The 19,787-nt window shown below is 61.3% G+C and carries 20 protein-coding genes; 11 read left to right on the plus strand and 9 right to left on the minus strand.

All coding sequences use genetic code 11. The features are described from left to right. Positions 1 to 14: 14 nt before the first annotated feature. A complete protein-coding gene (locus M5B44_RS10065; protein ID WP_248739054.1) occupies positions 15 to 884 on the plus strand; it encodes a TauD/TfdA dioxygenase family protein in 870 nt (289 codons plus the stop codon). Positions 885 to 918: 34 nt separating this feature from the next. Here the strand turns inward: M5B44_RS10065 and M5B44_RS10070 are convergent, their stop codons facing one another. From M5B44_RS10070 to M5B44_RS10085, 4 genes are all read right to left on the minus strand, one after another. Continuing rightward, a complete protein-coding gene (locus M5B44_RS10070; protein ID WP_248739055.1) occupies positions 919 to 1,608 on the minus strand; it encodes a hypothetical protein in 690 nt (229 codons plus the stop codon). After that, positions 1,577 to 2,611 (minus strand): GSCFA domain-containing protein, encoded by a 1,035-nt coding sequence (locus tag M5B44_RS10075; RefSeq protein WP_248739056.1) that lies wholly within the window; start codon positions 2,609 to 2,611, stop codon positions 1,577 to 1,579. The genes M5B44_RS10070 and M5B44_RS10075 overlap by 32 nt, the downstream gene beginning before the upstream one ends. Before the next feature lie 38 nt (positions 2,612 to 2,649). Then, on the minus strand, positions 2,650 to 3,165 hold the full coding sequence (locus tag M5B44_RS10080; protein WP_248739057.1) for a GNAT family N-acetyltransferase: 516 nt from the start codon (positions 3,163 to 3,165) through the stop codon (positions 2,650 to 2,652). Positions 3,166 to 3,260: 95 nt separating this feature from the next. Next, on the minus strand, positions 3,261 to 3,668 hold the full coding sequence (locus tag M5B44_RS10085) for a hypothetical protein (RefSeq protein ID WP_248739058.1): 408 nt from the start codon (positions 3,666 to 3,668) through the stop codon (positions 3,261 to 3,263). A gap of 336 nt (positions 3,669 to 4,004) precedes the next feature. Here M5B44_RS10085 and M5B44_RS10090 point away from each other — a divergent pair, with 336 nt between their 5' ends. Further along, positions 4,005 to 4,268, plus strand: a complete 264-nt coding sequence (locus M5B44_RS10090; protein WP_248739059.1) for a hypothetical protein — start codon at positions 4,005 to 4,007, stop codon at positions 4,266 to 4,268. A gap of 113 nt (positions 4,269 to 4,381) precedes the next feature. On the opposite strand, the gene M5B44_RS10095 is transcribed toward M5B44_RS10090, so the two are convergent. Both M5B44_RS10095 and M5B44_RS10100 read right to left on the minus strand, forming a co-directional pair. Next, the gene (locus M5B44_RS10095; protein WP_248739060.1) at positions 4,382 to 5,431 is read right to left on the minus strand and encodes an NAD(P)-dependent alcohol dehydrogenase; all 1,050 of its coding nucleotides are present in this window, start codon (positions 5,429 to 5,431) and stop codon (positions 4,382 to 4,384) included. Between the two features lie 98 nt (positions 5,432 to 5,529). Continuing rightward, positions 5,530 to 6,447: a LysR family transcriptional regulator gene (locus M5B44_RS10100; protein WP_085708517.1), complete on the minus strand. Its 918-nt coding sequence runs from the start codon at positions 6,445 to 6,447 to the stop codon at positions 5,530 to 5,532. Positions 6,448 to 6,573: 126 nt separating this feature from the next. On the opposite strand from M5B44_RS10100, the gene M5B44_RS10105 reads away from it, so the two are divergent. From M5B44_RS10105 to M5B44_RS10140, 8 genes are all read left to right on the plus strand, one after another. Further along, positions 6,574 to 7,332, plus strand: coding sequence for a 5-oxoprolinase subunit PxpA (locus M5B44_RS10105; RefSeq protein ID WP_248739061.1), 759 nt, complete (start codon positions 6,574 to 6,576; stop codon positions 7,330 to 7,332). Positions 7,333 to 7,421: 89 nt separating this feature from the next. Next, a complete protein-coding gene (locus tag M5B44_RS10110) occupies positions 7,422 to 7,667 on the plus strand; it encodes an acetyl-CoA carboxylase (RefSeq protein WP_114882361.1) in 246 nt (81 codons plus the stop codon). Between the two features lie 10 nt (positions 7,668 to 7,677). Next, the gene (locus tag M5B44_RS10115) at positions 7,678 to 9,051 is read left to right on the plus strand and encodes an acetyl-CoA carboxylase biotin carboxylase subunit (protein ID WP_248739062.1); all 1,374 of its coding nucleotides are present in this window, start codon (positions 7,678 to 7,680) and stop codon (positions 9,049 to 9,051) included. After that, positions 9,048 to 9,920 (plus strand): 5-oxoprolinase subunit B family protein, encoded by an 873-nt coding sequence (locus tag M5B44_RS10120; protein ID WP_248739063.1) that lies wholly within the window; start codon positions 9,048 to 9,050, stop codon positions 9,918 to 9,920. The genes M5B44_RS10115 and M5B44_RS10120 overlap by 4 nt, the downstream gene beginning before the upstream one ends. After that, entirely contained in the window at positions 9,917 to 10,891 is a 975-nt protein-coding gene (locus M5B44_RS10125) for a biotin-dependent carboxyltransferase family protein (RefSeq protein ID WP_248739064.1), read from the plus strand. The genes M5B44_RS10120 and M5B44_RS10125 overlap by 4 nt, the downstream gene beginning before the upstream one ends. 111 nt (positions 10,892 to 11,002) lie before the next feature. After that, positions 11,003 to 12,325: a purine-cytosine permease family protein gene (locus tag M5B44_RS10130; protein WP_248739065.1), complete on the plus strand. Its 1,323-nt coding sequence runs from the start codon at positions 11,003 to 11,005 to the stop codon at positions 12,323 to 12,325. Between the two features lie 179 nt (positions 12,326 to 12,504). Then, positions 12,505 to 13,557, plus strand: coding sequence for an alpha/beta hydrolase (locus M5B44_RS10135; protein ID WP_248739066.1), 1,053 nt, complete (start codon positions 12,505 to 12,507; stop codon positions 13,555 to 13,557). 19 nt (positions 13,558 to 13,576) lie between these two features. Next, on the plus strand, positions 13,577 to 14,728 hold the full coding sequence (locus M5B44_RS10140) for a cupin domain-containing carboxymuconolactone decarboxylase family protein (RefSeq protein ID WP_248739067.1): 1,152 nt from the start codon (positions 13,577 to 13,579) through the stop codon (positions 14,726 to 14,728). A gap of 6 nt (positions 14,729 to 14,734) precedes the next feature. Here the strand turns inward: M5B44_RS10140 and M5B44_RS10145 are convergent, their stop codons facing one another. Continuing rightward, positions 14,735 to 15,628 (minus strand): LysR family transcriptional regulator, encoded by an 894-nt coding sequence (locus M5B44_RS10145; protein ID WP_085708508.1) that lies wholly within the window; start codon positions 15,626 to 15,628, stop codon positions 14,735 to 14,737. 299 nt (positions 15,629 to 15,927) lie between these two features. Here M5B44_RS10145 and M5B44_RS10150 point away from each other — a divergent pair, with 299 nt between their 5' ends. Further along, positions 15,928 to 17,769: a potassium transporter Kup gene (locus tag M5B44_RS10150; protein ID WP_134827353.1), complete on the plus strand. Its 1,842-nt coding sequence runs from the start codon at positions 15,928 to 15,930 to the stop codon at positions 17,767 to 17,769. A gap of 14 nt (positions 17,770 to 17,783) precedes the next feature. Here the strand turns inward: M5B44_RS10150 and M5B44_RS10155 are convergent, their stop codons facing one another. Then, on the minus strand, positions 17,784 to 19,133 hold the full coding sequence (locus M5B44_RS10155; RefSeq protein WP_248739068.1) for an ATP-binding protein: 1,350 nt from the start codon (positions 19,131 to 19,133) through the stop codon (positions 17,784 to 17,786). Continuing rightward, positions 19,109 to 19,774, minus strand: a complete 666-nt coding sequence (locus M5B44_RS10160) for a response regulator (RefSeq protein WP_248739069.1) — start codon at positions 19,772 to 19,774, stop codon at positions 19,109 to 19,111. Before M5B44_RS10160 ends, M5B44_RS10155 begins: the two co-directional genes overlap by 25 nt. Positions 19,775 to 19,787 lie beyond the last annotated feature (13 nt).

The raw sequence follows: 19,787 nt of genomic DNA on the forward strand, positions 1-19,787 counted from the left end.
AAAGGTGAGGAAACATGGATCAGTTGGCACTCAAGGCAATCGAGCGCATCGCCGCAGAAAAACGTGCGCCGTATCAGCGCATCACGGTCGACCGGATCACACCGATCATCGGTGCCGAAATCGGCGGCGTCGATCTTTCGCAACCGCTGGATGACGCTCAGCTCGCGGAAATCCGTCGGGCCTTTCTCGAGAACCACGTGCTGGTGTTTCGCGATCAGCATCTGACGGTCGAGGAGCACAAGGCGTTTGGTCGGCTGTTCGGCGAACTGCGGGCGTTGCCGGTGGAAGACATCGACGGCGATGACCCGGAACTGGTGGTGATCCGCGCCAATGCGCAATCGCGCTATGTGGCCGGCGAAACCTGGCACACCGACGGTACGGCTGACCTGGCGCCGTCCATGGGGTCGATGCTGTACGTCAAGGAAACCCCGGCCATCGGCACGGGCGGCGATACGCTGTTCGCCAACATGCACCTGGCGATCGAAATGCTCTCGCCGACGATGCAGCAGTTTCTCGGCGAACTGACCGCGATTCACGACGGTGCAATTCCGTGGAGAGGCTATGAGGCGCCGGCCAACCTGCCCAAGACTGAACACCCGGTAGTGGTTCGTCACCCGGAAACCGGGCGCAAGTCGTTGTTCGTCAATTCCGGGTTCACGTCGCACATCGTGCAGTTGTCCGGGGGCGAAAGTCAGGTGTTGCTGCACATGCTGTTCGACCTGGTGGCCCGGGAACCGTCCCTCAGCTGCCGCGTTCGCTGGGCGCCGAACACGCTGGTGTTCTGGGACAACCGCTGCACCCAGCACCACGCGATCTGGGATTACTTCCCGCATTCGCGTTATGGCGAGCGGGTGACGATTCTCGGCACGCAGCCCAAGTCTTGAAAACATCAGAGGGAGCCATGCGCTCCCTCTTTTTCTAGACGCCGCGCCGGATCAACTGCTCGACGATCAACTCACCGAACGCCAGATTGCCGTGCAGCGGGTCATCCACTTCGCAGAACGCCTCACGCTGAAAACCCTGCTCATCGTTCGCCGCCTCGCGCACGTCGATCAGCTCGACGCCAAGCCCGTGCAGGCGTTCGATCAACAATGACTGCGCCGCCATGAACACGCGCGGGTCGGACAGCTCCGGCACCCGTTGCGGCGGCAGCACGGCGAACACCTTGAGATTCAGCGCCAGGGCCTGTTCATAGAAGGCCAGGGCGGGGCGGGACAAGGTGTCGATGACCGTCTCGAACAACGGTCCGGCGAGAAAACCGTCGTCGAACTCACCGTGCGCATTCTGGTAGCAGGTCCAGTTCGGCGCGGTGGCCAGATAGTGCAGGCTCAGGCCGAGGGTGCTCACCAGCGGTACGCCGACCTTCGCCAGTTGCGGGACTTCCAGCGTGTCGAGGGCCTGGCGGTACAGCCGATCTATTTCCGCATCCCGAAAGGCCACGTCATGGCGGGTCAACTGGAAGAAGTCGACGGCGAAGTCCCGACCGGTTCCCAGCGGACCGCCGCCGAAAGATATCTCACGGGCCTGCGCTGCCTTGCCGATGACGCCGGCATGGGAGTCGCCCAGCAGCAGAAACCTAGGCGTAGTAATCGAGTACGGCGTCTTCACAGACAAGATCCTCGCTGGACACGCTGGTGGAAGGGGGCGGCGCCTGCACCGACTGGACGGCTTCAAGTCCGGCAAAGAATTGCTGCATCACGAACGCCACGCCTTCTGGCGTGACTTCGCGCTGGTTGGGCTGGTAGAACGCGCCCTTGAACGGGGTGCCGGTGATGATTTCGTAGGACGGGAAATAGTCGACGTCAGGCAGGTCTTCACACAATTGCCCGGCGACGGCGCGCAGCACCGATTTGGAGTAAGTGGTGGCACTCAGCACATGTTGCCCGGTGGCGGTGGCCGTCAGGGGCACCGGTGAAACGGTGAGCAGCAGGCGCAGTTGCGGGTTGATCGAACGCATCAGCTCCAGCGCCCTGACCATGTCGCCATAGGTGTCCATGAAGCCGAAGTTGCAGAACCGGTGGAGCAGCGGATCGAAAGTGCCGCGCACGGTGCCGGGGCACACGGGATAGACCAGACCGGTCTCGCGATGTTGCCAGGCTTCGGTCAAACCGAGGGTGAACACAAACACCTTGGCCCGGCGCAGCGCTTCGCGAATGGCGTCCAGGGTAGCTTCGCGCGACTCGAACAGCGCCTGCTCGCTGGCAAACCCGTCAGGCTCCACGGCGGGGCGGAACGGATCGAAGAAACGCCCGTCATGCACCCAGACCTCATCCGACGGAGCGCTCACGCCCAGCGCCCATTCCAGCCATTGGCACAACATGGCCGGGGTATACAGATTGCCGGTGCGGAACGAAAACACCCCGTAGTTGTGGGCTTTCCAGTCCGCCTCGGGCAACGCGTCCGGGGCGGGTTCCGCGTCCAGCCAGTGCATGCCGCGTTCCACCAGCGCGCGGCCGATGTGCTGGGCGAAACAGGAGCCGGCGGTGACGATGGCATCCTTGTTGCCGATCTCGAATTGCGGGGTCCACAGCTCACCGATGTCCGGCGCGGACTTGTCGGCGACGGCCGTACGCCAGAAAGCGCGGGGTGGCAGGCATTGATAGGGATTCACGACGAGAGGCCTCCTTGGCGAGTCGTTGAGCGCAAGGCTCAGCGGATTTGATAGTGGTAGATCAGATCGTCGAACCACCGATCACCGATCTGGTAGGCCTGCGGCACACGACGTGCGAACACAAAGCCGCATTTCTCCAACACCTTGCAGGATGCGATATTGCCGTCGGTCACGGTCGATTCCAGCGAGTTCAGCCCGATGGCGGCGGCGTAATCGATGATCGCCTTTCGCGACTCGGTGCCAAAGCCTTTGCCCTGATGCTCCGGCAACAGCAGGCAACCCACTTCGGCATGCCCCGGAGACAGAATGCGAAAACCGGTCACGCCCAGCTCGTGCCCGCTGGCTCTGTCAGTCACCACCAGGCACAGCCAGTGCTGCGACTGCGGGCCCCATGTCGGGAGCCGGTGCTCGAAGCCTTGGCGAACCTGTTCCTCGGCAATCTCGCCGAACACGTACTGCATGGTCTGTGGCTCGGAATGCAGCCTGAGAAACAGAGGCCAGTCCGACTCGACCATCGTGCGCAGGTCCAGTCGTTGCGTGGTGAGCTCGAGCATCCGCTGCTCCTTGCAAAGATGGAAAAGGGAGAGCGTTTTTTACTTGGTGTGGGGGGAAAGATCAATGAGCTGAAACGCTTGGCGGCTCAATGGTTTTACTGAGCCTGGGCATTCATTTTTTTAGCGATGATCGTGACGCCTTCGGTATAGCTGTAACCGTAGCCATAGCCGTACCCCCAACCGCCGCCCTCGGCCAGGTTTCCTGAGTTGTGTGCTTCTTTGTATTTGAATTCGTAGTTGTATGCACCGGAAAGGATCGGGAGGATGGATTGAACTTCGTAGCCTTCTTCGTTGAGGCGACTTACCGCTTCATTGATGTCCTCGTTCAAACGCTGGCCATCGATCTGTGAGTCGGACCAGCCGGTCTGCCGCCACTCGATGACCTTCTCCATCTCCTCTTTTTCGCCAAAAAGCCCTTTCTTCATCCGGCCAGTCGGTACTTTGACTTCCACGTTTTCGCCGATCGGGCAAAAGAAGGCTTTTACGTAAATCGCTTTGTTCATGAAATTCCTTTCCGCAAAAAACTCGGGTCCGCAAGACCTTCGAAGATGATTGATATCCTTTTGATATCAAAAGGCTACTTCAAATGGAGTGATCTTGGAAAGCAATCCTGGGTTTCGCTGACGGCGTCTGGTACGCGCTGAGTCGGATGGCGTGCCTTGTCCGCCACTACGGCGAGGCCTCGAAGGCGCCACCAGTGCGTGGAAATGGTTCCATGAAATGATCTGGAAGTGGATCTCGTGGAGGGGCCAATCAATCCCTAAGATTCTTCTGCAGCCTATGAAAACAACCGATTTTTCATTACTTCAGGAGGGTCTCCCGCAGGGGGATTCATTGTCATGACGCCAGTCAGCAGCTATCCATTCGCCTGGAAACTTGCGGCCACTATTCTGTCGGTCGCCACGTTGTCCGGCTGCGAACCACCCACCCGGGCGGACTTCATCAAATATCCGACCTTGAGGCAAAAGTGGGCAATGATCTGCGATGCACGCAGTCATGCAGCGGAAGTCAACGTCGAAGGGTGCAAGCATTTGCGCGATTGGCAGGCGGCCAGTCAACAACCGGTACTGGACAACCTGATGAATCAGAATCTGGGTAAATGAACGGTCCCGAAGCGATCTCGGCAACAGAGAGGGGGTGGTCCAGCGGTCATCCCGGGGCATTGAAGCACCCGGGATTTTCATTGTTACTTTGACGCGTTTATCGAGCCCGGCGCTCAGCCCGCCAACGTCGCGTTATCGATCACGAACCGATACTTCACATCGCCCTTGAGCATCCGCTCATAAGACTCGTTGATCTGGTCCGCGCGAATCAGTTCGATGTCGGACACGATGCCGTGTTCTGCACAGAAATCCAGCATCTCCTGGGTCTCTGGAATGCCGCCGATCATCGAGCCGGCGATGGTGCGGCGTTTCATGATCAGGTTGAACACGTTCGGCGATGGATGCGGCGAGGCGGGCGCGCCCACGAGAGTCAGTGCACCGTCGCGCTTGAGCAGCACCAGGAACGCATCGAGATCGTGAGGGGCGGCGACAGTGTTGAGGATGAAGTCGAAGCTCTTGGTGTGCGCGGCCATTTCTTCGGCATTGCGCGACACCACCACTTCATCGGCACCCAGTGCTTTCGCCACTTCGCGCTTGGATTCCGACGTGGTGAACGCCACCACGTGCGCGCCCATCGCATGGGCAAGCTTGATGCCCATGTGGCCCAGGCCACCGATGCCGACCACGCCGATTTTCTTGCCCGGCCCGGCGTTCCACTGACGCAGCGGCGAGTAAGTGGTGATGCCCGCGCACAGCAGCGGTGCGACGGCGGCCAGTTGCGCTTCGGGGTGGCGGATGCGCAGCACGTAACGCTCATGCACCACGATGTTTTGCGAGTAGCCGCCGAGGGTCCAGCCGGGGGCATCGGGGGTCGGGAAGTTGTAGGTGCCGATCATGCTGTCGCAGTAGTTTTCCAGGCCGGTTTCGCAGTCATCACAGTGCTTGCAGCTGTCGACGATGCAACCGACGCCGACCAGATCGCCGACCTTGTATTCGGACACATGGGCACCAACCGCCGAAACGCGGCCGACGATTTCGTGTCCCGGGACGCAAGGGAATTGTGTGCCGGCCCACTCGGAGCGCACCTGATGCAAGTCGGAATGGCAGATGCCGCAGAAGGCGATGTCGATCTGGACGTCATGGGCCGCAGGGGCGCGGCGATTGATCTGGATGGGCTCAAGGGGTTTGTCGCCCGCGTGGGCACCGTAGGCTTGTACAAGCATGGGAACGTCCTCGATGGATCTGTCGGACAGTCATCTTCCCGCTCCGAACCTGCATTCCGTTAGTGCATTCCTATCGAATACTTGCCTGATCCTGTGCGTCAGCGCCGTGCAGAAAGTTGCTGCGGAGCCAGGAACGCATCGTGGAAGTAATTGCGCAAGGCCTGCATCGCCGGGCTGAATTCGCGCTCGCGGTGCCAGGCCAGGCCGACGCTCATCGGGGTCACCTTGTCGGTGATCGTCAGGGTCTCGATGCGCTTGCCTTCCAGCGACCAGGGGCGGTGCACCAGGTCCGAGAGAATCGCCACGCCGCTGCCATTGGCGACCATGCTGCGCACGGCCTCTACAGAACTGGTACGTACCCGCACGTTGGGTTGCTGGCGGGCGTTCTCCCAATAACGCATGGCACTTTGTTCCGCTTCATCCACGGTCAGCAGGATGTAGGGTTCCAGCGCGACATCCGCAAGGCTGACGGCCGAGCGCTCACAGAGTGGATGGTGGCTGGGCAGCCACAGACGGCGTTCGGAGTTGAACAGGGTTTCCGAAACGATGTCGGGGTGCGTGAGGTTCGCGGTAAGCACCACCGCCATATCGAATTTGCCTTCCAGCAATCCCTGTTCGATGGCCTGCCGTTCCTGCTCGTGGACCTCGATGGCGACGTCCGGGTGCCAGTGTTCCAGCCGTTGCAGATGGTGCGGCAGAAAATAGCCGATCACCGTGTAGCTCGCGGCCAGGCGAATCAGACCGCTGGCGCGAATGTCGGGTAGCGGGCTGTTCAGCGCGTCGTCGACGCTGCGCAAAATCACGTAGGCGCGGTTCAGAAAGTGCCGACCGGCATCCGTCAGACTCATACCTTGTGCCGAGCGCTGGAACAGCAACGTGCCGAGCATGCCTTCCAGTTCCTTGATCGCCGTGGTCACCGCCGACTGGGAAATATTCAAATGAATCGCTGCCTGGGATATCTGCCCGATCTCGGCGGTGGCAACGAAATAGCGAACCTGACGCAAGGTCAACGACATGGGTGTTCCTGTTTTTTCAGGTATCTGTTTTTCAGAAGATACCCTATCTGTTAATAGATCTTCCCAAGGGGTTGGCGGGAATTTAACGTGGCCTGCATGAAGTCACAAGGGTCAGGAGCAAGGGTTATGCAGGCAGTAGATTTCAACTCGGACATGGGCGAAGGCTTCGGCCCGTGGACCATTGGCGATGGCGTCGACAACGAACTGATGGCGTTCATCAGTTCCGCCAACATCGCCACCGGTTTCCATGCCGGCGATCCCGGCACCATGCGTCGCACCGTCGAGCTGGCCAAGCGTCTGAAGGTCGGCATCGGTGCGCATCCGGGGTTTCGCGATCTGGTGGGTTTCGGTCGCCGACACATCAATGCACCGGCTCAGGAACTGGTCGACGACATCCTTTATCAACTGGGCGCACTGCGCGAACTGGCACGGGTGCAGGGCGTGACGCTGCAACACATCAAGCCTCACGGCGCGCTGTACATGCATCTGGCCCGGGACGAAGAAGCAGCGCGTCTGCTGGTGGAAAACCTGCAACGGCTGGAGCCCGACCTGTTGCTGTATTGCATGCCCGATTCGGTTATCTGGCGTGTCGCCAAAGAGCTCGGCCAACCGGTTGTTCGTGAATTCTATGCAGACCGCGAATACGACTTGAGCGGCTCCATCGTCTTCACCCGCAATGTTCGCGCCTACGATCCGGGATTTGTCGCCGCCCGTGTGTTGCGCGCTTGCCAGGAGGGCGTGGTGCGCACCGTCGAGGGTGAGGATCTGCCGATCGAGTTCGACTCCATCTGTCTGCACAGCGATACGCCGGGTGCTTTGGCGCTGGTCGAGGCCACCCGCAATGCGCTCGATGCCGCCGGGATCGAGGTGCGCCGGCCTCGCTGAATAAAAACGAAACACCCGGCACACAGACGCCGGTGTTCAAACATCGATTTTTTGCCTGCCTTTCTACAACTATTCCAAGAGGAACAGACATGGCCGAACACACTGTCATTACCCCGTTACCCGGGACTTTCTACCGAAAGGCCACGCCTGATTCGGCGAATTACGTCGAGGTCGGCGATCCTGTCAGCGCCGACACGGTGATTGGCCTGATCGAAGTCATGAAGCAGTTTTCCGAACTGACCGCCGGGACGGCGGGGCGCCTCAGTGCCTTTCAGGTTGAAGACGGTGATCCGGTGGAGCCGGGTCAGGTCGTCGCTACGCTTGATAGCGAGTGAGGGCGTGAACATGACTCAACCTATTCGTAAATTGCTGGTCGCCAACCGTGGCGAAATCGCCGTGCGCATCATCCGTGCGGCCAAGGCCCTGGGCATTCCCACCGTTGCCGCGTGCAGCGAGGCCGATATCGACTCTCAGGCCGCACGCCTGGCCGATGAAGTGCATCTGCTGGGGCCGGCCCGTGCCGATAAAAGCTACCTGAACATCGAGGCGTTGCTGGGTGCCCTGCAAGCGACGGGCGCCAATGCGGTTCACCCTGGATATGGCTTTTTGTCCGAGAACGCCGGGTTTGCCGAAGCCGTGATTGCCAGCGGCGCGATTTTTGTCGGGCCGGACCCGGACACGATCCGGCGTATGGGCGACAAGGCCGAAGCGCGGCGTACTGCCCAGGCGGCAGGTGTTCCAGTGGTGCCGGGTTCGCCGGGTGAGCTGTTTGATGTCGAGTCGGCGCTACGGGCGGCCGAATCGGTCGGTTACCCGCTGCTGATCAAAGCCTCGGCAGGCGGTGGCGGGCGGGGTATTCGCCTGGCAGAAAATGCCGCGCAATTGAGTGAAGAATTTCCCCGTTCGCAGCGCGAGGCGCAGGCCGCTTTCGGTAATGGTGCGGTGTATCTGGAGCGTTTTATCGGCAAGGCCCGGCACATTGAAGTACAGGTTCTGGGCGACGGGAAAAACGCCGTGCACCTGTTCGAGCGCGAGTGTTCGCTACAGCGCCGGCGTCAGAAAATCTTTGAAGAAGCACCGTCGCCCGTACTGAACGCGCAGCAGCGGGAGGCACTCTGTGCCAGTGCCGTACGCTTGACCGAATCCCTCGGCTACAAGGGTGCAGGCACGCTGGAATACCTGTATGACGATGTCACCGGCGAGTTCTTCTTTATCGAGATGAACACCCGAATCCAGGTGGAACACCCGGTCACCGAATTGGTCACCGGTATCGATCTGGTGCAGGCGATGCTGCGAATTGCCGGTGGCGAACCACTGGGCCTGAAACAGAGTGACATCCGCCTGAATGGCGCGGCCCTGCAAATGCGCTTGAATGCCGAAGACCCGGCCCGGGACTTTTTCCCCAGCCCCGGTCTGGTGGAATCGTTGGTCTGGCCGCAAGGCGAAGGCGTTCGCGTGGACACCCACCTGTATGAAGGTTATCGGGTGCCACCGTACTATGACTCGCTGTTGGCCAAGCTCGTTGTGCATGGGCCGGATCGCTCCACAGCCCTGGCGCGTGCCCGGACAGCGGTGGCGCAAACCTTGCTGACCGGCATGGCCAGCACCTTGTCGCTGCACGCTGAATTGCTGCAGCAACCGTGGTTGCAAACCGCCGACTTTCATACCGGGACGCTGGAAAACTGGCTGTCCGCACGCCGCAGCGGAGGTGAAGCATGAGTCGTCCGATCCGCTACAGCTTTGGTGCCGATGAGCATCTGTTTGCCGAAGTCAGCGAAAGCATGTCCCTCGAGGCGTTTTTCAAGGGCATGGCGGTCACCCGCGCCGTGAAGCGGTTGAAGCTAGATGGCGTACTCGATGTGTGTCTGGCCAACGCTTCTTTCCAGATCCGCTTCGATCCGGATCGCATTGCGCCGCAGACCTTGCTCGAGGCGGTGCAGGGCGCCGAGGCAGAAGCCGTTGCCGAGCGCACATTGCAGACCCGGATCATTGAGATTCCGGTGCTGTACAACGATCCCTGGACCCATGAAACGCTGATGCGTTTTCGCGACCGCCACCAGGACCCGAGCGCCACGGATCTGGAATACGCCGCGCGCATCAATGGCCTGGCGGACGTCGATGCGTTCATTGCGGCTCATAGCGGGGCGCCATGGTTTGTCTCGATGGTGGGGTTTGTCGCCGGTTTGCCCTTCATGTTCCAGATGGTCGAGCGCGAACGTCAGTTGCAGGTGCCCAAGTATCTGCGCCCACGTACCGACACGCCGAAACTGACACTGGGTCACGGTGGTTGCTTCGGTTGTATCTACTCGGTGCGTGGCGCCGGGGGCTATCAGATGTTCGGTGTCACACCGGCACCCATTTACGACCCGCAGCAATCGCTGGCGTACCTGAAAGACCACATGGTGTTTTTCCGTCCGGGTGACATCGTGCAGTTCAAGCCAATGGATCGTGCAGCGTATGACCAGGCCGTTGCAGAGGTGGAGGCCGGGCATTTCGATTTACGGATCCGGCCGGTGGAGTTTTCACTGGATGCGTTTCTCGCCGACCCGGTCGGTTATCCCGTGTCGCTGCAGGAGGTGTTGGCATGATCAAGGTACTCAAACCCGGTCTCGCCACGTCGGTTCAGGATCTGGGCCGCGAAGGTTACTACCACCTCGGCATCCCGCCGTCCGGCGCGCTCGATCAATATGCGCTGAGAGCGGCCAATCATCTGGTCGGCAACGCGGCGGATTGCGCCGCGCTGGAGTGTACGTTGCTGGGCCCTGAGCTGGCGTTTCAGCAAGACGCACTGGTCGCGGTGTGCGGCGCGCACATGGCGCCTCGACTCGATGGTGTGGAAATGCATCACGCCACCGCGTTCGCGGTGAAGGCCGGCCAGGTTCTGCGTTTCGATTTTCCCAAGGCCGGTGCCCGGGCTTATCTGGCGGTGGCAGGCGGAATCGACGTGCCGCTGGTGCTGGGCAGTCGGTCGACTTATGCGCTCGGGGCGTTGGGCGGTTTTGCCGGACGCCGCTTGATCGCCGGAGACGAATTGCCGGTGGGCAACGCCAGCGGCAAAGGGCGTGTCGGGGCCAGTCTGCCCATGGCGCTGCGCCAGTCACTGGGCGGTGAGATCACGCTGCGCGTGGTGCCGGGACTCTATTACGATCGCCTGACCGACGCGGCAGCGAAGAGCTTTTTCGCCGAGCCGTGGACCGTCGGATCGGAAGCGGACCGCATCGGCTATCGCTTCAAGGGCGGCAGCGCGCTGGACTTCCAGCCGCGAGAACAACCCTTTGGTGCTGGCTCCGATCCCTCGAACATCGTTGACAGCTGCTACCCGATCGGCTCGATTCAGGTACCTGCCGGCCTCGAACCCATCGTGCTGCATCGCGATGCCGTATCGGGTGGCGGTTACGCCATGATCGGCACCGTCATCAGTGCCGACCTGGATCTGATCGGCCAGATGCAGCCCAACCAGAAGGCTCGCTTTGTAGCGGTCAGCCTCGACGAGGCCCTGGACGCACGGCGTTCCTACAAGAAAAAACTCAGCTGCCTGAGCAAGCTTTTCCCTTCCTGACTCTGCCCGCCGCACCGCGCGGGCCCTGCCACACGCCAGGCCAACGCCGCACTTCGGTGCGGTGAAGGCTGCCCGCGCTTCAACCTTTGACTGGTTCTGGAGTACACGCATATGGCTGCTTTATCGCAATCGAGTCAAACCGGGCAAGATCCGGCCCATCATCCCGTTTCCACCGAAGCCCGCATGGGCCGACTGTCTCTCACCATGGCCTGGTGGGCCGTGTGCAGCGCCATGTTCTACATCGTGGTCGGCGCTTCGCTGGCCTTGTCTTTCGGTGCACGCAATGCGCTGATCGGGATGGTGCTGTCGGTGATCAGTTACGGGCTGGTCAACAGCGTTCTCAGCCGTTTCGCCATGCGCAGTGGATGGTCGGTCGCGTTGTTTTCAAGCGTGTTGTTCGGCCGGACCGGGGCATGCCTGGCCACGCTGATTTTCTTTTCGACGGCGATTTACTACGCCGTGTTCGAAGGATCGGTGATCGCCGTGGCGCTCAATCACCTGTACCCGGAACTGGTCTATCCACTGGCTGCCCTGCTGGTGGTGCTGTACAGCGTGCCGATGATCCTGGGTAGCGTGCAGCACTGGCTGGACAAGCTCAACGGCGTGTTGTTGCCGGTGTATCTGGGCGGTTTGCTGCTGGCGGTCGGGCTGTCGATCAGCCGTTATGGTTACCAGCCGCAATGGCTCGATTTCGGCCCGGCAACCCCCGCGACCTTCGGCTGGTGGGATTGCTTTGTGGCCTACATGGGCGTCTGGATCCTGATGCTGTTCACCTTCGACTACGCCCGCTTCGGCAAGCCGCAGGACGCTCAGTATCATGGGCGCTGGAACTTCGGCATGCCGTTTTATGCCGTGACGTTTCTGCTCAACGGCGCGGCAGGCATCTATCTGGTCAGCAGCATTCCCCATGAAGGCGCGCTGAACGAAGTCTCTGTGGTGATGGCAATTCTGCAGTTGATGGGGTTGTGGGGCCTGTTGTTCGTCTGGGCTACGCAAACCCGGATCAACACCGCCAACTACTATCTGGCGACCCTCAACATGCAGGCATTCTTCGCTCGTTTCGGCGTACGCGGTTCGTATCTGCTGTGGGCACTGGTGGTCGGGGTGATCGTGTACGGCTTGATGCTCGCTGACGTGTTTTCCTACTTGCTCAAGGCATTGGCGTATCAGGGCATTTTTGTGGTCGCCTGGGTCGGTGTGGCATTGGCGCAGATTGTCTATGGCAGCAATGACGAGGCTGCACTTGAACGCAGCCCGGCGTTCAACCCGGTCGGCCTGATGGCGTGGTTCGCTGCCACGGCGCTGGGGTTGTTACTGATGTGGACAGGCGGTGTTCCCGGCAGTTTTTCTGCACCGGCGACGGTGCTGCTCGCGTTCGGCTTGCAGGCCGGGCTTGCCTATCGCCATCGGTGGATAGGGCAGAGGGCAAGTTGAGAGGATCGGCGTTGGCCCGCTCGACTGCGGGCCAGCGTCGCGAGTGCATGGTCAGGAAGCCGAAGTTGGACTTATGTGATTCTGATATCAGTGCTATCCAATTAGTGCCGTTTATCAATCAATCGTCGAAGGGTAGTTTGCATCTCCATACCGTATTGATGGAAAGGAGGGCGCAAACGATGCGAACCACGATGAAGGCCGGCGTGCTGGCCGCGATGATCGGAATGTCGGGCGCTGAAGTCGAGGCAGCGGATTACCGGCAGAACCCGTTCACCTTGACCTACGGTGGCGCGATCACCCGCAACGAACCGGGCAAGGTCAATATTCACCCGGTGACCTACACGCTCAATGGCCTGGCCATTTCCGCCAACGTCTACACCCCCGCGAACTACGATCCTGCCCGGCACTATCCCGCCGTTGTCGTCGCGCACCCCAATGGCGGGGTGAAAGAGCAGGTTGCCGGTCTTTATGCTCAGCGTCTGGCCGACCAGGGCTACATCACGATCACGGCGGACGCGGCCTATCAGGGCGCGAGCGGGGGCGAGCCGCGCAATATCGACAAACCGGCCAACCGCGTCGAAGACATTCACGGCATGGCCGACTTCATCGCCAGCTACCCCGGCGTCGACACTGCCCATCTCGGCTTGCTGGGCATCTGCGGCGGTGGCGGCTATTCGTTGAAGGCTGCGCAGACCGACAAACGCTTCCGCTCGATTGCCACGGTGAGCATGTTCAATTCCGGGCTGGTGCGCCGCAACGGGTATCAGGATTCGCAACTCGACACCATCCAGCAGCGCTTGCAGCAAGCCTCGGCCGCCCGCGCCCAGGAAGCCGCCGGCGGGGAAATCCAATACATCGACGATGCCAAACTGACCGACGAGCAGATCGCCAAATTGCCATTCGATCTGTACCGCCAGGGCTTCGAGTATTACGGCAAGACCCACACGCATCCCAACTCGACTTTCCGTTACACCCTCAGCAGCCTGCTGGACCTGATGAGTTTCGACGCGACGGACCAGATCGAACTGATCGACAAGCCGTTGCTGATGATCGCCGGCAGCAAGGCCGACAGCCTGTACATGTCGGAGCAAGCCTTCGCCAAGGCTACCGGGACCCAAGACAAGACGCTGTTCAAGATCGACGGCGCCACCCACATCGAAACCTATTGGGTGCCGGCCTACGTCGACGTCGCCATGCAACAGCTGACGGCGTTCTACGCCCGAACTCTCTGATTCGAAGGAAGCCATCTTCATGAACAAAACCTTGTTGGGCCTCGCCATGTGCGCGGCCACCCCTTTTGCCAGCGCTGCCGAAGTCGCGGGCGGCGGCAGCGAGCCGTCGAGCGCGCAACAGATCCGTCGTGCGGGGTCTCAGGCGTCATTTGTGGGGCCTGAAGATTATTTCTCCGGTCGTGTGCGCGTCGATCCGTTGTTCAACGACACGGGCGAAATCAATGCGTCCGGCGCTTACGTGACGTTCGAGTCGGGCGCCCGGTCAGCGTGGCACACCCATCCCGCCGGACAGCGCCTGGTGGTGATTTCCGGTGTCGGGCAGACCCAGGAATGGGGCAAGCCTGTGCAGGAGATTCATCCCGGCGATGTGATCGTCTGCCCGCCGGGCGTCAAGCATTGGCATGGCGCCGCGCCCAACAGCACCATGACCCATCTGGCGGTGACCGGCTCGGTGAACGGCAAGAATGTGGAGTGGCTGGAGAAAGTCACCGAAGATCGGCCGGTGCCGCCGACAGCACCGGCAGAAGCCGCCGTCTCCGAAGTGTTGTCCGCGCGGCAGCAGGCAATTGTGCCGATTGGCGCGGCCATGGCCAGCAGCAACATGCCGCGTCTCAACAGCGCATTGAACGAAGGGCTGGATGCCGGGCTGACCGTCAGCGAGGCAAAGGAAATCCTGGTGCAACTGTATGCCTACGCCGGTTTCCCACGCAGCCTCAATGCGCTGGGCGAATTGATGAAAGTGGTCGAGGCCCGCAAGCAACGGGGCCTTTACGATGAACCGGGGCGCGAACCCGGTCACGCTGTGGCGACAGGCGACGCCTTGCTGGCAGTGGGCAAGGCCAATCAGACCCGTATCGCCGGGGCGCCGGTTCAGGGCCCGTTGTTCGACTTCGCGCCGGTCATCAACCAGTTTTTGCAGACGCACCTGTTCGGCGACATTTTCGAACGCGACAACCTGGACTGGCAAAGCCGCGAACTGGCTACGGTTTCAGCCTTGGCGGCTACGCCCGGGGCCGAATCGCAGTTGCGTTCGCATGTCGCGGCAAGCCTGCGGGTGGGCTTGAGTGCTGCACAATTGCGTCAGTTAACGCAGGTGCTGACCCGGCACGGAGAAGTCGAAGCGGCGGGACGCGCCAGCGAAGCGCTGGAGAAACACCTGGCTCAACCCTGAGCCGCGTCAGCCGCCATATCGCAACGCATCGCGCAGCAGAGTGAAGGCGGGTGAACTCTGGCGTCGACTGGGGTAGTAGAGGTGATAGCCGGAAAACGGCTCGCACCAGTCGGCGAGCACCCGGATCAACCGGCCCTGCGCGACATGCTCCTGCACCAGGTCTTCCGGCATGTACGCCAGCCCCAGACCCTGGAGCACGGACTGCAGGCGCATGGCAATGTTGTTGAACACCAGTTGCCCTTCGACCCGTACATTCAGGGTTTGCCCGTTCTTCTCGAACTCCCAGAGCAGCAGGCTGCCATGGGTCGGCATGCGCAGGGTGATGCAGTTGTGTTCCATGAGGTCGGGTGGAACCAGCGGTTTGCGATGGCGGGCGAAGTACGCCGGGGAGCCGACCACCGCCATGCGCATGTCCGGCCCGATGCGCATCGCGATCATGTCTTTGGCCACCTGTTCGCCCAGCCGCACGCCGGCGTCGAAGCCTTCGGCGACGATGTCGGTCAGGCCGTAGTCGACGATGATCTCGACATTCAGGTCGGGGTTGTCGGGCATCAGCCGGGCGAGGGCGGGTTGCAGAATGGTGATCGCCGAATGCTCGCCAGCGGTGATGCGCAATTTGCCAGCGGGTTTGTCGCGAAACTCGCTGAGCAAGGCCAGCTCGTGATCGATCTCCTCGAACCGCGGCGCGATCACGCGCAACAGATGCTCGCCGGCCTGAGTCGGGGAAACACTGCGGGTGGTGCGCGCGAGCAGGCGCACGCCCAGACGCTCCTCCAGTTGACGCATCGCCCGGCTCAAGGCCGGTTGCGACATGCCCAGTTTCGCCGCCGCACGGGTGAAGCTGCGCTCTTGCGCCACCGCCGAAAAGATCGCGAGCAGGTCGTAGCTTTCAACGGACATTGATGCGCCCCTGTTATGAACTGCTGGCGATTATGCCATCAGCCATAACAATCGGCCGACTCTAAAAAACTGCGCGACGGCTCGGGTCAGGTGGATTTTTTACGCATTCTTTACGGTGGAGGATTGGGTTCGCATCGATACTGGCCGCGTTTTTTTGACCGCACCTGAGCCTTGTATTCCTGAAGGCCACGGTCCGCGTATTGCCCAAGGATGGCATGCCACTAATTCCCGCCGTTCGAGAGCCGCGACCCTTGAGTAAAACCAACGAAAATTCCCCAACCAAAACCTCGGGCGCAGCCATGCTGGTGGCTGCTGTCGGTGTGGTTTACGGGGATATCGGCACCAGTCCCCTCTACACCCTCAAAGAAGTGTTTTCCGGCCACTACGGTGTGCAGCTCAATCACGACGGTGTGCTGGGCATTCTGTCGCTGGTTTTCTGGTCACTGATCTGGGTGGTGTCGATCAAGTACGTGCTGTTCATCCTGCGGGCCAACAACCAGGGTGAGGGCGGCATCATGGCGCTGACGGCGTTGGCCCGTCGTGCGTCGGCGCCTTACCCGCACTTGAGCAAGGTGCTGGTGTTGCTCGGACTGTTCGGTGCGGCGCTGTTCTACGGCGACAGCATGATCACCCCGGCGATCTCGGTGCTCTCGGCGGTGGAAGGGCTTGAGCTGGCGTTCGACGGCATCGAGCACTGGGTGGTGCCGTTGTCGGTGCTGGTGCTGGTGGCGCTGTTTCTGATCCAGAAACATGGCACCGCGCGGATTGGCATCCTGTTCGGCCCGGTCATGGTGCTGTGGTTCGTGGTGCTGGGCGCGCTCGGGGTCTACGGCATTGTGCAGCGCCCCGAGGTGTTGCAGGCGCTGAACCCGATTTGGGCGGTGCGCTTCTTTACGGCCCATCCGGGCATGGGCGTGGCGATTCTGGGCGCGGTCGTCCTGTCGTTGACCGGTGCGGAAGCCTTGTACGCCGATATGGGCCACTTCGGTCGCAAACCGATTGCCCGTGCCTGGTTCATGCTGGTTTTGCCCGGTCTGGTCCTGAATTATTTTGGCCAGGGCGCGTTGATCCTCGGCAATCCGGAAGCGGTGCGTAACCCGTTCTACCTGCTGGCCCCGGAATGGGCGCTGCTGCCGATGGTGGCGCTGTCGACGCTGGCGACGATCATTGCTTCGCAAGCGGTGATTTCCGGTGCGTTCTCCCTGACGCGCCAGGCCATCCAGCTGGGCTACGTTCCGCGCATGTTCATCCAGCACACCTCAAGCCAGGAGCAGGGCCAGATCTACATCGGCACGGTCAACTGGGCGTTGATGGTCGGTGTGGTGCTGCTGGTGATCGGTTTCGAATCTTCCAGTGCCCTGGCTGCCGCTTATGGCGTGGCGGTGACGGGCACCATGTTGATCACCACCCTCCTGTCCGCCGCCGTGGTGTTGTTGCTGTGGAAGACGCCGCGCTGGCTGGCGATTCCGATGCTGTTCGGTTTTCTGTTGGTGGACAGCCTGTACTTCGCGGCCAACGCGCCGAAGATTCTGCAGGGCGGTGCGTTCCCGGTGATCGCCGGCATCGGCCTGTTCATCCTGATGACCACCTGGAAGCGCGGACGCAAAATTATCGTCGAGCGACTGGATGAAACCGCGTTGCCGCTGCCGTTGTTCATCAGCAGCATCCGTGCGCAGCCACCTCATCGCGTGCAGGGCACGGCGGTGTTCCTGACGGCGCGGGCCGACGCGGTTCCCCACGCGCTGCTGCACAACCTGTTGCATAACCAGGTGCTGCATGAGCAGGTGGTGCTGCTGACCGTGGTATCCGAAGACAGCCCGCGAGTGCCGGTGGATCGTCGCTTTGAAGTCGAGTCCTATGGCGACGGCTTCTTCCGGGTCAACCTGCATTTCGGTTTTACCGAGGAACCGGATGTGCCAATGGCGCTGAGCCTTTGCCACCTGGCCGAACTGGATTTCAGTCCGATGCGCACCACGTACTTCCTCAGTCGTGAAACGGTCATCCCGACCAAGCGCATCGGCATGGCCAAGTGGCGCGAGTATCTGTTCGCGTTCCTGCTCAAGAATGCTAACAGCAACCTGAAGTACTTCAAGCTGCCGCTGAACAGGGTGATCGAACTGGGCACGCAGGTCGAAATGTAAGGACTGGAAACGGCTCAGGGCTGCTCGATGCTGACAGTGACACACAGTCCGCTGTTCTCGTTGACGTCGGTAAACCCCAGATCAACCTTGAGCCCCGTACGATCGGCAATTGCCTTGACGATGGACAGACCCAGCCCCGAGCCCGACTCATCGGTGCCCAGGCTGCGGTAGAACGGGTCGAAGACGCGCGCCTGTTCTTCCACGGCAATCCCGGGGCCGGTGTCGCTGACTTGCAGGACGACCGCCGCTTGCTCCCGTTTGACCGAGAGGTCGATGCGTCCGCCGGACGGGGTGTAGCGGATGGCGTTGTCCACCAGGTTGCGGATCAGGATCAGCAGGTCGGTTTCATTGATGCTGACCTGCACGTCCTCGCTGCTCTCGACGCCGATATCGATATTCTTGCGGTCCGCCAGCGGCAGCAGGTCTTCCAGAATCCGTCGGTAAATGTGCAGGACTGAAACGCTGGTTGGCGCTGTATTAGAGCTCGACTGCGCAGCAGCCAGGCTCAGCAGTTGATCGATCAGGTTCCGGCTGCGTTCTATGCCCCGGGACAACGGCAGCAGGCGTTCGCGGGCGGCGGCCGGCATTTCCGTGGCGGCCAGTCGTTCGGCCTGCAGCGACAGGGCGGTCATCGGCGAGCGCAGTTCATGGGCGGCATCGGCGACGAAACGCCGCTGGTTGTCCACGGACTGGGCGACGCGACCGAGCAGGCGGTTGATGGCCACCACAAACGGCCGGATCTCGCTCGGCACATGGCTTTCGTCCACCGGGTGCAGGGCCTGTTCGTCACGCTGATCGATGTCGGCCGACAGCGTGGCGATCGGGCGGAACATCTTGCGCACCAGATCGCCCACCACCAGCAACAGCACCGGAAACAGGATCAGAAACGGCAGCAGGCTGCGCCAGGCGCTTTCGCGGGCCTCCTTGTCACGCACGCCGGTTTCCTGGGCGACGACGATGCGCTCGCCACGGGCGGTGGTTCTCACCAGTACGCGGAAGTCTTCACCCGTCACTTTCAAGGTCGACAGGCCATCGGACAGGGTCGTGGGGAAGGGCAGTGGCAACAGGGCGTCGTCGTTGCCGACCGCTTGGCTGCCGTCGGCCAGGTATTGCACGATGACCCGGGATTCTTCGTTGTCGTCGTCCACGGCCTGAGCGGCGGGGTAGTGCAGGGTCATTTGCTGGCGGTCGTAGAGGGCCGCCACTTGGCGCAGGGTTTCATCCTGCATTTCGTGGGCTTCGTCCAGCGCCGAAACGAACGCAAACGCCGCGGCCAGCAGTGCAACGAGCAGAATCGCCAGCGACAGGGTGACCGACAGCCGCAGTTGCACCGAATCCCTCAGGCGCCTTTTGAAACCATCCATCCCATTCCCCTGACGTTCTTGATGACGTGACTGCCGAGTTTGCGTCGCAGGGCGTGAATCAGAAACTCCACCGCGTTGCTTTCCACTTCATTGCCCCAGCCATAGAGCCGGTCTTCCAGTTCACTGCGCGAGAGGATTGCCCCGGGCCGGATCAACAGGGCCTGCAACAGGGCGAATTCGCGGCTGGACAACTGCACGTCCGGGTTGTCGACGGTCGTGGCTTGCTTGGAGACCAGATCGAGGGACACCACGCCGTTGTCGAGCAAGGACAACGCAGTCCCGCCCTTGCGCCGCAGTACCGCGCGCATCCGCGCCAGCAGCTCGGCCATGTCGAAAGGTTTGAGCAGGTAATCGTCAGCACCGCCATCGAGGCCGCGCAGGCGATCGTCGAGGCCATCCCGGGCGGTGATGATCAGCAGCGGCACCGGGTTGTTGCGAGCGCGAATGCTGTCGAGCACGTCCAGGCCGTCCTTGCCGGGCAAACCGAGATCCAGCAGCACCAGGTCGTAGTGCTGGGTGTCCAGGGTGGCCAGTGCGGTGAGGCCGTTTTTCACCCAGTCGGTGGCGTAGCTGGCGTCGTTCAGCGCGCCCTGGATGGCATCGCCGATCATCGGATCGTCTTCCACCAGTAATATCCGCATGACCTGCTCTCCA

Source organism: Pseudomonas sp. MWU12-2029, assembly GCF_023242425.1.
GTDB classification, from domain to species: domain Bacteria; phylum Pseudomonadota; class Gammaproteobacteria; order Pseudomonadales; family Pseudomonadaceae; genus Aquipseudomonas; species Aquipseudomonas kribbensis.